Annotated in this window: 10 protein-coding genes; 7 read left to right on the top strand and 3 right to left on the bottom strand. The window is 59.6% G+C overall.

Annotated features, from left to right (window positions below; genetic code table 11):
• Window positions 1-99: 99 nt before the first annotated feature.
• Together K5R89_RS09575 and K5R89_RS09570 are read left to right on the top strand one after the other, a co-directional pair.
• Window positions 100-444: a DUF3302 domain-containing protein gene (locus K5R89_RS09575; protein WP_032453532.1), complete on the top strand. Its 345-nt coding sequence runs from the start codon at window positions 100-102 to the stop codon at window positions 442-444.
• A 1-nt stretch (window position 445) separates the two neighbouring features.
• Window positions 446-1,582 (top strand): HlyD family secretion protein, encoded by a 1,137-nt coding sequence (locus K5R89_RS09570; protein WP_049013699.1) that lies wholly within the window; start codon window positions 446-448, stop codon window positions 1,580-1,582.
• A gap of 34 nt (window positions 1,583-1,616) precedes the next feature.
• On the opposite strand, the gene setB is transcribed toward K5R89_RS09570, so the two are convergent.
• Window positions 1,617-2,798 (bottom strand): sugar efflux transporter SetB, encoded by a 1,182-nt coding sequence (setB, locus tag K5R89_RS09565; RefSeq protein WP_217259333.1) that lies wholly within the window; start codon window positions 2,796-2,798, stop codon window positions 1,617-1,619.
• Window positions 2,799-3,134: 336 nt separating this feature from the next.
• Between setB and fruB the strand changes: the two genes are divergently transcribed.
• The 3 genes from fruB to fruA are packed head-to-tail and all read left to right on the top strand — an operon-like array spanning window position 3,135 to window position 6,915.
• The gene (gene fruB, locus K5R89_RS09560; protein ID WP_023290452.1) at window positions 3,135-4,265 is read left to right on the top strand and encodes a fused PTS fructose transporter subunit IIA/HPr protein; all 1,131 of its coding nucleotides are present in this window, start codon (window positions 3,135-3,137) and stop codon (window positions 4,263-4,265) included.
• The gene (gene fruK, locus K5R89_RS09555; RefSeq protein WP_002912941.1) at window positions 4,266-5,204 is read left to right on the top strand and encodes a 1-phosphofructokinase; all 939 of its coding nucleotides are present in this window, start codon (window positions 4,266-4,268) and stop codon (window positions 5,202-5,204) included. It abuts the gene before it with no gap.
• A gap of 16 nt (window positions 5,205-5,220) precedes the next feature.
• Window positions 5,221-6,915 carry a PTS fructose transporter subunit IIBC gene (gene fruA / locus K5R89_RS09550; protein ID WP_165457844.1) on the top strand — a complete coding sequence of 565 codons (1,695 nt, stop codon included), beginning with the start codon at window positions 5,221-5,223 and terminating at the stop codon, window positions 6,913-6,915.
• Between the two features lie 53 nt (window positions 6,916-6,968).
• On the opposite strand, the gene nfo is transcribed toward fruA, so the two are convergent.
• Both nfo and K5R89_RS09540 read right to left on the bottom strand, forming a co-directional pair.
• The gene (gene nfo / locus K5R89_RS09545; RefSeq protein ID WP_023290450.1) at window positions 6,969-7,823 is read right to left on the bottom strand and encodes a deoxyribonuclease IV; all 855 of its coding nucleotides are present in this window, start codon (window positions 7,821-7,823) and stop codon (window positions 6,969-6,971) included.
• Between the two features lie 71 nt (window positions 7,824-7,894).
• Window positions 7,895-8,944 carry a YeiH family protein gene (locus K5R89_RS09540; RefSeq protein WP_044524219.1) on the bottom strand — a complete coding sequence of 350 codons (1,050 nt, stop codon included), beginning with the start codon at window positions 8,942-8,944 and terminating at the stop codon, window positions 7,895-7,897.
• 265 nt (window positions 8,945-9,209) lie between these two features.
• Here K5R89_RS09540 and yieE point away from each other — a divergent pair, with 265 nt between their 5' ends.
• On the top strand, window positions 9,210-10,076 hold the full coding sequence (gene yieE / locus K5R89_RS09535) for a DNA-binding transcriptional regulator YeiE (protein WP_004201638.1): 867 nt from the start codon (window positions 9,210-9,212) through the stop codon (window positions 10,074-10,076).
• 178 nt (window positions 10,077-10,254) lie between these two features.
• On the top strand, window positions 10,255-11,724 hold the full coding sequence (locus K5R89_RS09530; RefSeq protein WP_023290447.1) for an amino acid permease: 1,470 nt from the start codon (window positions 10,255-10,257) through the stop codon (window positions 11,722-11,724).
• Window positions 11,725-11,886: the final 162 nt, after the last annotated feature.

Genomic DNA, 11,886 nt, shown 5'->3' with positions numbered 1-11,886 from the left:
TTATTTAAGGAAACCTGTGCGTTTTATTGCTTCTTTTGTGGTTCTCGATGTCATTAAAAATAACGATCTTCCCGCTGGCTTACTGAGTGTATATGCACCATGCTGCTTAATTATTTTGCTTTGTTTGTATTAATACTGGTTTTTCTCATACTGTTTTATGGAGTTATTATTATCCACGATATTCCCTATCACATCGCGCAAAAACGCCAGCACCCCCATCAGGACGCGATTCATGTGGCGGGCTGGATAAGCCTGTTTACCCTGCATGCTATCTGGCCTTTCCTGTGGATCTGGGCCACGCTGTACCGGCCCGATCGTGGCTGGGGGATGGCTTCGCAGTCCGAGGGACATCAGCAGCGAGCGGAGCTGGAAAAACGCATTGCGTTACTTGAAGCGGCGTTAAAAAACAGCCAGCAGGCGTCGGCGGAGAATAGCGAGAAATAATATGGATCTGTTAATTATCCTTTGCTATGTCGCCATTGCCTGGGGCGTGTTTAAGATATTTCGCATTCCAGTAAATAAATGGACAATCCCGACAGCGATATTAGGCGGAATAGTGGTCGTTGGCGCGTTAATATTAACGATGAACTATAACCACCCCTATACGATGCGAGCGCAAAAAATTGTCGTCTCCATTCCGATGGTGCCCCAGGTATCAGGCGAGGTGGTGGAGGTCACCAGTAAAACCAATGTGTTAATGAAGAAGGGCGAACTGCTGTTCCGCATCGACGATACCCGCTACCGCGCGCGGCTGAACAAGCTGAAAGCCGATCTGGCGGCCGAAGAGGCCACGCTGCGGGCGAAGCAGGCGACCATTGACGATGCCCGTGCCAGAGTACAGCAGGCGCAGGCGGAGTACGACCGGGTCACCCGTGACAACCAGCGCTATGCTCAGGGGGCGGCCATGCCGGTGAATCCTTTTTCGGAACAGGATGTGACTCACGCCAGGCAGCAGGTGCAGATCCAGGCGGCGGTCCTGCAGGCGGCGAAAGCGCAATTACAAAACGCCAGAGAGCAGGTGTCCGGCCGCTACCACGGGCTGGATGCCAATATTGCCAGCCTGAAATCGCAGATCCTTGAGGCGGAGTATAATCTGGCGCAAACCGTGGTTCGCGCGCCGAGCGACGGCTACGTCACCCAGCTTCTGGCGCGGCCGGGGATGACCGCGGTGCGTCTGCCCTTCAAGCCGGTGCTGGTGTTTATTCCCCAGCAAAAGCGCCAGGTGGTGGCGGTATTCCGTCAGAACTCGGTCCTGCGTCTGACGGCCGGGGACAGCGCGGAGGTGGTGTTTAACGGTCTGCCGGGCAGCGTCTACAGCGGTAAGGTATCGCGCGTGTTGCCGACCGTCCCGGACGGCAGCTATCAGGCCAGCGGCGCGCTGCAGGGGCTGAACGCCGGGGCGGGGAAAGAGGGCATTTACGTGCTGATCGACCTCGATCCCCATCCGGAAGTGGAACATTTACCGGACGGGGTCAGCGCCCAGGCGGCGGTATATACCGATTATTTTGCCCATGTGTCGATTATGCGCAAGGTTCTGCTGCGCATGACCAGCTGGCTGCATTATCTCTATCTGGATCACTAATCCGCACTTCCCGGCTCCGGCCGGGCAACCTTATCTATACGTCTCTGATCCGCCACAGGCAGGCCTGCGTGGCGATCCCCATAAACAGCGCTATCCAGAACACCGCATGATAGCTCCAGATCTCTGCCACCACGCCCGCCAGTGAGCCGGCGATGATCCAGCCGACGCGGGTGGTATTGGTGTAGAGGGTGGTGGCCGCGCCCGCCTGCCCGGGCATCAAATCCTGGAAATAAAGCATGCCAATCCCGGCGAGGATCCCGATATAGATGGCGTTCAGCACCTGCATCGCCAGCAGCAGCGCCGGCGTATGCACCGTCAGCATGCCCACATAAAACAGCACCCCAGCCACCGCGGAAAGGCGCATCAGAAAGCGTTTACCGAAGCGCCGGGCGTAGTAACCGGCAATCAGCATGGTGGGAATTTCCAGCCCGGCGGCGGTCCCCATCATCAGGCCGGCCAGCTTCTCCGGCAGATGCAGCTCGTTAATGATAAACAGCGGCATATTAATGATGTACAGGCTGTTGGTGCCCCACATCAGCGTGCAGATGCTGAACAGCAGCAGCGCATCGCGGCGGTGCGTGCGCGGGGCTTCCAGCCGGCCAGTCGCCACTGCCTTCGCTTTGCGCATGCTGGGCAAGAACAGCCAGACCATGATCCCGCAGACGATAAACGCCGCCGCGGCGCTGAGGTACATCGCGGTAAAGCCAAACCCCATCGCCAGCGCATAGGCCAGCGGGGGACCAATCACCCAGGCCAGGGAGACCTGGGCGCGCAAAATGGAGCTGAACATCACCGCTTCGCGGCCGGTTTTGTCGGCATGCTCGCGCGCGAGGGCGAACATCTGCGGGTTGGCGGTCGAACCAAAGCTGCTAAGGAATACGCCGATGAACAGCAAAATGAAATAGTTCCGGTTCCAGGCAAACAGCACGCAGGCCAGCACCCCCAGCAGGCAGCAGACGACAATCAGCTGCTTGCGATCGCCCTGACGGTCAGAACGTCCGGCGAGGAACTGGCTGACCAGAATGCCGATGACGGCGCTGCCGGTAAAAAAGAAACCCACCATCGCCGGGCGGACATGCACTTCATTGGTCAGAAACAGGCTCAGGGTCGGCGTCTGCAACGCCCCGGCAATGCCCGTCAGAAAGGCGACGATCAGGAAGGCGGAAGAGGTGACATCGAACCCGCGTCGGGGGAGGGCGGCGCTTCGGTTTTCCATGTGTTTGGTTTTCTGTAGTTTCAGGAGACGGCGCGGAGTTTACGCCTGCTGGCTGAAAATAAACAGTAGTATGGCACGAATAATTAAAAAGGCGTTTCAAAATAGAGGGTTCAGCAAAAAGCTGACGTTTACCGCGGCCAGGCGCCAGGGCTTCAGCAAAAGTGTGCAGTACCTCTAAGTTCTGCAATCAAGTCGCTGACGTACCTTGCGCGTTGAGCAAGAAAGGTACAGAATTCTTGAAACGTTTCAGCGTCATTCGGCATATCGTTCACCGTCAGATGGCGCCTTTTTTCTCAAGTTAGCTGAAACGATTCAATTCAGCAGGAGAGGAGAACCATGTTCCAGTTATCTGTGCAGGATATTCATCCCGGCCAGCAGGCCGGTAATAAAGAAGAGGCCATCCGGCAGGTCGCCGCTGCGCTGGTCAGCGCCGGCAACGTGGCCGATGGCTACGTGAACGGCATGCTGGCGCGCGAGCAGCAGACCTCGACCTTCCTCGGCAACGGGATCGCGATCCCGCACGGCACGACGGATACGCGTGACCAGGTGCTGAAGACCGGCGTTCAGGTGTTTCAGTTCCCGCAGGGCGTCACCTGGGGCGAAGGGCAGACCGCCTATGTGGCGATCGGGATTGCCGCCAGCTCAGATGAACACCTCGGCCTGCTGCGTCAGCTGACCCATGTGCTGAGCGATGACGCGGTCGCCGCCCAGCTGCAGTCCGCCACCACCGCGGAAGAGCTGCGGGCGCTGCTGATGGGGGAGAAGCAGAGCGAAGCGCTGAAGCTGGACAACGAGACCCTCAGTCTCGACGTCGCGGCCAGCGATCTGCTGACCCTGCAGGCGCTGAACGCCGCGCGTCTGAAAGAAGCAGGCGCTGTGGATTCCGCCTTCGTTAGCCACGTCATTAACGATACGCCGCTGAACCTCGGTCAGGGCATCTGGCTGAACGACAGCGCCGAAGGCAATCTGCGCAGCGCCGTGGCGGTCAGCCGCGCCGCCACCGCCTTCACCCGCGACGACCAGCCGGTTTCCCTGCTGGTCACGGTGGCGATGACCGACGATCAGCCAACCGCGGTGCTGAACCGCCTGAGCAAGCTGCTGCTGGACAAGAAAGCTGACCATCTGCTGAAAGCCGACGCCGCCACCGTGCTGGCGCTGCTGACCAGCGACGACGCGATTGCCGAAGATGTGCTGAGCGCCGAATTCGTGGTGCGCAATGAGCACGGCCTGCATGCCCGTCCGGGCACCATGCTGGTCAACACCATTAAACAATTTTCCAGCGACGTCACCGTCACTAACCTCGACGGTTCCGGCAAGCCGGCCAACGGCCGCAGCCTGATGAAGGTCGTGGCGCTGGGTGTGAAAAAAGGTCACCGTCTGCGCTTTACCGCGCAGGGTGAGGATGCGCAACAAGCGCTGGATGCGATTGGCGAAGCGATCGCCGCAGGCCTTGGGGAGGGCGCATAAATGAGTAGACGTGTAGCAACCATTACTTTAAACCCGGCGTACGATCTGGTGGGCTTCACCCCGGAGATCGAGCGCGGTGAAGTGAACCTGGTGCGTACCACCGGCCTGCACGCCGCCGGGAAAGGCATTAACGTGGCGAAAGTGCTGAAAGATCTTGGTATTGACGTCACCGTCGGCGGCTTCCTGGGGAAAGACAACCAGGATGGCTTTCAGCAGCTGTTCAGCGAGCTGGGGATCGCCAACCGTTTCCAGGTGGTGCAGGGGCGGACCCGCATCAACGTTAAGCTGACGGAAAAAGATGGCGAAGTGACCGATTTCAACTTCTCCGGCTTTGAAGTCACCCCAGGCGACTGGGAACGCTTCGTCAACGACTCCCTGAGCTGGCTGGGGCAGTTCGATATGGTCTGCGTCAGCGGCAGCCTGCCGTCCGGCGTCAGCCCGGAGGCCTTTACCGACTGGATGACCCGTCTGCGCAGCCAGTGCCCGTGCATCATTTTCGACAGCAGCCGCGAAGCGCTGGTTGCCGGACTGAAAGCGGCGCCGTGGCTGGTGAAACCGAACCGTCGCGAGCTGGAGATCTGGGCTGGCCGTAAGCTGCCGGAGATGAAAGACGTTATCGACGCCGCCCATGCGCTGCGCGAGCAGGGGATCGCCCACGTGGTGATTTCCCTGGGCGAAGAGGGCGCGCTGTGGGTGAACGCCTCCGGCGAGTGGATTGCCAAACCGCCTTCAGTCGAAGTGGTCAGCACCGTTGGCGCCGGCGATTCGATGGTCGGCGGCCTGATTTACGGCCTGCTGATGCGTGAATCCAGCGAGCATACCCTGCGCCTGGCGACCGCCGTCGCTGCCCTGGCAGTCAGCCAGAGCAACGTCGGGATCACCGACCGTACCCAGTTGGCCGCGATGATGGCGCGCGTCGACTTACAACCCTTTAATTGACAGCAGGAGAGGCATAATGAAAACGCTGCTGATTATTGATGCCGGACTCGGACAGGCGCGCACCTATATGGCGAAAACCCTGCTGGGTGCCGCAGCGCCAAAAGCGCACCTTGAACTGACTGATAATCCGAACGACGCCGAACTGGTGATTGTTCTCGGGTCGGCGCTGCCCACTGACAGCGCGCTGAACGGCAAACAGGTCTACCTCGGCGATATTAATCGCGCCGTGGCGCACCCGGAGCTGTTCCTCAGCGAAGCCAAAGGCCACGCGACGCCGTACGCGGCGCCTGCCGCCGCGGCAGTCCCGGCGGCCACCGGCGGACCGAAACGTATTGTCGCGGTCACTGCCTGTCCGACCGGCGTTGCCCATACCTTTATGGCGGCTGAAGCCATTGAAACCGAAGCGAAAAAACGCGGCTGGTGGGTGAAAGTGGAAACCCGCGGCTCCGTCGGCGCGGGCAATGCTATCACCCCGGAAGAGGTGGCCGAGGCGGATCTGGTGATCGTCGCCGCCGATATCGAAGTCGACCTGGCGAAATTCGCTGGCAAGCCGATGTATCGCACCACCACCGGTCTGGCGCTGAAGAAAACCGCCCAGGAGCTGGACAAAGCGGTGGCTGAAGCCAAACCGTACCAGCCTTCCGGTAAACCTCAGGCTGCTGGCGAAGGTAAAAAAGAGTCGGCGGGCGCCTACCGCCACCTGCTGACCGGCGTCTCCTACATGCTGCCGATGGTGGTGGCGGGCGGCCTGTGTATCGCGCTCTCCTTTGCCTTCGGGATCAAAGCGTTTGAAGTGAAAGACACCCTCGCGGCGGCGCTGATGCAAATCGGCGGCGGCTCGGCCTTCGCGCTGATGGTGCCGGTGCTGGCGGGCTTTATCGCCTTCTCTATTGCCGACCGTCCGGGTCTGACCCCGGGTCTTATCGGCGGTATGCTGGCGGTCAGCGGCGGCTCCGGCTTTATCGGCGGGATCATTGCCGGTTTCCTTGCCGGTTACGTGGCGAAAGCCATCAGCACTAAGCTGAAACTGCCGCAGAGTATGGAAGCGCTGAAGCCGATCCTGATCATTCCGCTGGTCTCCAGCCTGATCGTGGGCCTGGCGATGATCTACCTGATTGGTAAACCGGTCGCCGGTATCCTCGCCTGGCTGACCCACTGGCTGCAAACCATGGGCACCGCCAACGCGGTTCTGCTGGGCGCGATCCTCGGCGCGATGATGTGTACCGACATGGGCGGCCCGGTGAACAAAGCGGCCTATGCCTTCGGCGTTGGCCTGCTGAGTACCCAGACCTACGCGCCGATGGCGGCGATCATGGCGGCCGGTATGGTGCCTCCGCTGGCGATGGGTATCGCGACGCTGGTTGCCCGCAATAAGTTCGACAAAGGGCAGCGGGAAGGGGGTAAAGCCGCGCTGGTTCTCGGCCTGTGCTTTATCTCTGAAGGGGCGATTCCTTTTGCCGCCCGTGACCCGATGCGCGTGCTGCCTTGCTGTATCGTCGGCGGCGCGGTAACCGGCGCTATCTCGATGGCGATTGGCGCGAAACTGATGGCGCCGCACGGCGGGCTGTTTGTTCTGCTGATCCCGGGGGCGATTACGCCAGTGCTGGGCTACCTGCTGGCGATTGTTGCCGGGACGCTGGTGGCGGGCCTCTCCTACGCGGTGCTGAAACGCCCGGAAGCGCAGGTAGCGGAAGTCGAAAAAGCGGCATAATCTCTGCGCAATAAAAAAGGGCCGACTGTTCGGCCCTTTTTTTATGTCTCTATTTACGCCACTTCGGCGATCTGCTGCGCCCGCAGCCAGGCAATCTCTTCCGCCCAGATATCCGGGTTGATGGTTTCCAGAATCAGCGGAATGCCGTCGAAGCGGTTGTCCTGCATGATCCAGCTGAAGCAATCGTGGCCGATGTTGCCCTCCCCCAGGCTATGGTGACGGTCAACCCGGCTGCCGAAGGCGCTCTTGGCATCGTTGAGATGCATGCCGCGCAGATACTGAAAGCCGACGATACGGTCGAAGTCGGCAAAGGTCTTCTCGCAGGCTTCGGCGCTGCGCAGGTCATAGCCGGCGGCGAACGCGTGGCAGGTATCGATGCAGACGCCGACGCGGGTTTTATCTTCCACGCCGTCGATGATGGCCGCGAGGTGCTCGAACTTAAAGCCCAGGTTGCTGCCCTGGCCGGCGGTATTTTCGATAACCGCGGTGACGCCTTCGGTCTTCGCCAGCGCGATATTGATCGATTCGGCGATGCGCGCCAGACACTCTTCCTCCGGGATCTGCTGCAGATGGCTGCCGGGGTGGAAGTTGAGCAGCGTCAGCCCCAGCTGCTGACAGCGGGTCATCTCATCGATGAAGGCGTCACGGGATTTTTCCAGCGCCTCTTCCACCGGGTGGCCGAGGTTAATCAGGTAGCTGTCGTGCGGCAGGATCTGTCCGGGGCCAAAGTGATACTTTTCACAGGCGGCTTTGAATTCGGCGATGGTCTGGTCGCTGAGCGGCGCGGCGCGCCACTGGCGCTGATTTTTGGTGAAGAGGGCGAAGGCGGTTGCTTCGATTTCGGCGGCGCGAATGGCGGCATTGGCCAGTCCACCTGAGGCGCTCACGTGCGCTCCTACGTATTTCATAAAAAAACTCCAGTTAAAGCCGCTGGGGGGTGGGTAATGATAGCGGCTTAACTGGAGAAAGATGTAGTGCTTTATGCCATCAGGCTGTGGATGGCGACGTTAATGGCCCCGCCGCCGACAATCAACCAGACGAACAGCATCAGCGCCATCAGCAGCGGTTTCGCCCCGGCTTTTTTCAGGGCGCTGACGTGAGTGGTCACCCCAAGAGCGGCCATCGCCATCGCCAGCAGGACGGTATCCAGCGTCACCAGCATCTCCACAACCGCTTTCGGCAGCAGATGGAAGGAGTTAAACACCGCCACCAGGATGAACATAATGGCAAACCACGGAATGGTGATTTTGCTTTTCTCGCCGTTACCTGCCGGGGTCAGTTGTTTAACACGCGCCGCCAGGAACAGCAGGAACGGGGCCAGCATCATCACGCGCAGCATTTTAGCGATAACCGCGGCGTTCTCCGCATCCGGGCTGACCGCATGGCCGGCGGCGACGACCTGCGCCACTTCATGCATGGTGGAACCCATATAGATCCCGTAGGTCTCCGGGGTAAACCAGTGCGCCAGCAGCGGGTACATCGCCGGGTAGAGGAAGATGGCGATGGTACCGAAGATCACCACCGTGGCGACGGCGACGGTCACTTTACTGGCTTCGGCTTTGACCACCGGCTCGCTGGCAAGCACTGCCGCCGCGCCGCAGATGCTGCTGCCGGCGCCGATCAGCCAGCTGGTGTGCTTATCGAGCCCAAACACTTTCTGGCCCAGGAAGCAGGCGATGAAAAAGGTGCTGGAGAGCGTCAGAACGTCAATCAAAATACCGCTCACGCCGACGTCGGCAATTTGGGCGAACGTCAGGCGGAAGCCGTAGAGGATGATCCCCAGGCGCAGCAGATACTGTTTGGCGAAGATCACCCCGCCGTCGCAGGGCTGCCAGATTTTCGGATAGACCGTGTTACCGACGACCATCCCGAACAGGATAGCGAGGGTCAGGGCGCTGAAGCCCGCCCCGGCGATGGCCGGGAAGCTACCGGCCCACAGGGCGGCGCCGGTCAGGGCGGCGGTCAGCGCCAGGCCTGGGACAAAATGCCACAGGGAACGATGTTTGGTGGGTAAAGTGAGTGCTGTCATAACCTTCTCCTTTGTCTGCCTAAAGGTTACGCCGCGCGGGATTAAATATAAAATTGATTATATGTTTATAATCAATCGTAATAAGTGGTTAATGGCCGCTTCGCCGGGGACAACGGGGCAGGGGAGTGAGGCGCGCAAGCGAGCTGCTCTTGTCAGCAAGACGATGATTTTGTGACGTAAGGGGATTTTCCTTCCGTCAGCCGCCTCGATTTGTGTCACCATAGTAAGGAAGGTTATTCAGACTGGATTACTAAACGGGTGGGTTATGCATATTACGCTGCGGCAGCTGGAAGTGTTCGCCGAAGTCCATAAGAGTGGGTCGACCACTCAGGCGTCACAGATGCTGGCGCTTTCGCAATCGGCGGTCAGCGCCGCGCTGACCGATCTGGAAGGGCAGCTTGGTGTACAGCTGTTCGACCGCGTCGGCAAGCGGCTGGTGGTCAATGAGCATGGACGGCTGCTCTATCCGCGCGCCCTGGCGTTGCTGGAGCGGGCCCTGGAGATCGAGCAGCTGTTTCGCGGCGACAACGGGGCGATTCGGGTCTACGCCAGCAGCACCATCGGCAACTATATTATGCCGGAGATCATTGCCCGCTATCGCCATGACTTCCCGGATCTGCCGGTTGAGCTGAGCGTGGGCAACAGCCTGGACGTGATCAACGCCGTTGCCGACCTGCGGGTGGATTTCGGTCTGATCGAGGGGCCGTGCCATGCCGCCGATATTATCGCCGAGCCGTGGCTGGAAGATGAGCTGGTGGTGTTTGCCGCGCCTGACTCGCCGCTGCTGGCGGGGGAGGTGACCCTGCAGCAGCTGGCCGAGGCGCCGTGGATCCTGCGCGAGCATGGGTCTGGCACCCGGGAGATTGTCGATTACGTTCTGCTGTCGCATCTGCCGGCGTTTCATCTGGGGATGGAGCTGGGCAACTCGGAGGCGATCAAACACGCGGTGCGCCATGGGCTGGGGATCAGCTGCTTATCGCGGCGGGTGATTGCCGAACAGCTGGCCTCCGGCACGCTGGCGGAGCTGAAAGTGCCGCTGCCCCGGCTGACGCGCACGCTGTGGCGGATCCACCACCGGCAGAAGCATATTTCCAAAGCATTACAACGTTTTCTGCAGTATTGCCAGGTGTAGCGATCCGGCTTTATCGCCTGATAGAGGGGGGAATTTGCTGGCAATTCCGCAGGTTAGTGCTTTACTAATAATTTGCGGTCGATCATGAAGCTCTCTTATAACTTTGCATTTGTACCGGATGGAACCCCGATCGTCTGCTACAATCGCGCCTCATTTTTTGGATGGATAGCATTATCACATGGTTTCGGAAACTAAAACCACAGAAGCGCCCACGCTACGTCGTGAACTAAAGGCGCGCCACTTGACCATGATCGCCATCGGCGGTTCCATCGGTACGGGTCTTTTTGTTGCCTCTGGCGCAACGATTTCGCAAGCAGGTCCCGGCGGGGCGCTGCTGTCTTATATTCTGATCGGTCTGATGGTCTATTTCCTGATGACCAGCCTGGGCGAACTGGCGGCGTTTATGCCGGTGTCCGGTTCCTTCGCCACCTACGGGCAGAATTATGTTGAAGAGGGCTTCGGCTTCGCGCTGGGCTGGAACTACTGGTACAACTGGGCGGTAACGATCGCCGTTGACCTCGTGGCCTCGCAGCTGGTGATGAGCTACTGGTTCCCTGATACCCCAGGCTGGATCTGGAGCGCCTTGTTCCTCGGCATTATGTTCCTGCTGAACTGGATCTCGGTGCGCGGATTTGGCGAGGCGGAATACTGGTTCTCGCTGATCAAAGTGGCCACCGTCATTATCTTTATCATCGTCGGCGTGATGATGATTGTTGGCATCTTCAAAGGGGCGCAGCCTGCCGGCTGGAGCAACTGGGGGATCGCGGATGCGCCGTTTGCCGGCGGCTTCTCGGCGATGATCGGCGTGGCGATGATTGTCGGCTTCTCCTTCCAGGGCACCGAGCTTATCGGTATTGCCGCCGGTGAGTCTGAGAACCCGGAAAAGAACATTCCGCGCGCGGTGCGCCAGGTCTTCTGGCGTATCCTGCTGTTCTACGTCTTCGCGATCCTGATTATCAGCCTGATCATTCCGTATACCGATCCGAGCCTGCTGCGCAACGACGTTAAAGATATCTCCGTCAGCCCGTTCACGCTGGTCTTCCAGCACGCCGGTCTGCTGTCGGCGGCGGCGATCATGAACGCCGTTATCCTGACGGCCGTTCTGTCGGCGGGTAACTCGGGGATGTACGCTTCTACGCGTATGCTGTATACCCTGGCCTGCGACGGCAAAGCGCCGCGCATTTTCTCGAAGCTGTCGCGTGGCGGCGTACCGCGCAACGCCCTGTATGCGACCACCGTTATCGCGGCGCTGTGCTTCCTGACTTCGATGTTCGGTAACCAGACGGTGTACCTGTGGCTGCTGAACACCTCGGGGATGACGGGCTTTATCGCCTGGCTGGGGATTGCCATCAGCCACTATCGTTTCCGTCGTGGCTTCGTCCTGCAGGGTAACGATATTAATAATCTGCCGTATCGTTCCGGGTTCTTCCCGCTGGGGCCGATCTTCGCCTTCGTGCTGTGCCTGATCATCACCCTCGGACAGAACTACGAAGCGTTCCTCAAGGACACCATTGACTGGGGCGGCGTGGCGGCGACCTACATCGGTATTCCGCTGTTCCTCGTCATCTGGTTTGGGTACAAACTGGCGAAAGGCACCCGCTTCGTTCGCTACAGCGAAATGACCTTCCCGGACCGCTTTAAGCGTTAATCTTCGCTATTGTGCGATAAAAGCCCTCTGTAAAGAGGGCTTCATCGTGCTGGCCAGGCGCAATCTTCAGGAATTGCCCGGCGGCGCTGCTTGCGCGGGCCTACAGATATTTGCGTAACTGTTTGATATTGCAATTTTTCGTAGGCCGGGTAAGGCGAAAGC

Source organism: Klebsiella sp. TF21-TM, assembly GCF_019753495.1.
GTDB classification, from domain to species: Bacteria; Pseudomonadota; Gammaproteobacteria; order Enterobacterales; family Enterobacteriaceae; genus Klebsiella; species Klebsiella quasipneumoniae.
This window is presented reverse-complemented; position numbering and strand designations above follow the sequence as displayed.

Coding starts and splice junctions, on each gene's coding strand:
- fruA (WP_165457844.1), top strand. CDS start 5,221: ATGAAAACGCTGCTGATTATTGATGCCGGACTCGGACAGGCGCGCACC.
- K5R89_RS09570 (WP_049013699.1), top strand. CDS start 446: ATGGATCTGTTAATTATCCTTTGCTATGTCGCCATTGCCTGGGGCGTG.
- nfo (WP_023290450.1), bottom strand. CDS start 7,823: ATGAAATACGTAGGAGCGCACGTGAGCGCCTCAGGTGGACTGGCCAAT.
- K5R89_RS09530 (WP_023290447.1), top strand. CDS start 10,255: ATGGTTTCGGAAACTAAAACCACAGAAGCGCCCACGCTACGTCGTGAA.
- yieE (WP_004201638.1), top strand. CDS start 9,210: ATGCATATTACGCTGCGGCAGCTGGAAGTGTTCGCCGAAGTCCATAAG.
- setB (WP_217259333.1), bottom strand. CDS start 2,798: ATGGAAAACCGAAGCGCCGCCCTCCCCCGACGCGGGTTCGATGTCACC.
- K5R89_RS09575 (WP_032453532.1), top strand. CDS start 100: ATGCTGCTTAATTATTTTGCTTTGTTTGTATTAATACTGGTTTTTCTC.
- fruB (WP_023290452.1), top strand. CDS start 3,135: ATGTTCCAGTTATCTGTGCAGGATATTCATCCCGGCCAGCAGGCCGGT.
- fruK (WP_002912941.1), top strand. CDS start 4,266: ATGAGTAGACGTGTAGCAACCATTACTTTAAACCCGGCGTACGATCTG.
- K5R89_RS09540 (WP_044524219.1), bottom strand. CDS start 8,944: ATGACAGCACTCACTTTACCCACCAAACATCGTTCCCTGTGGCATTTT.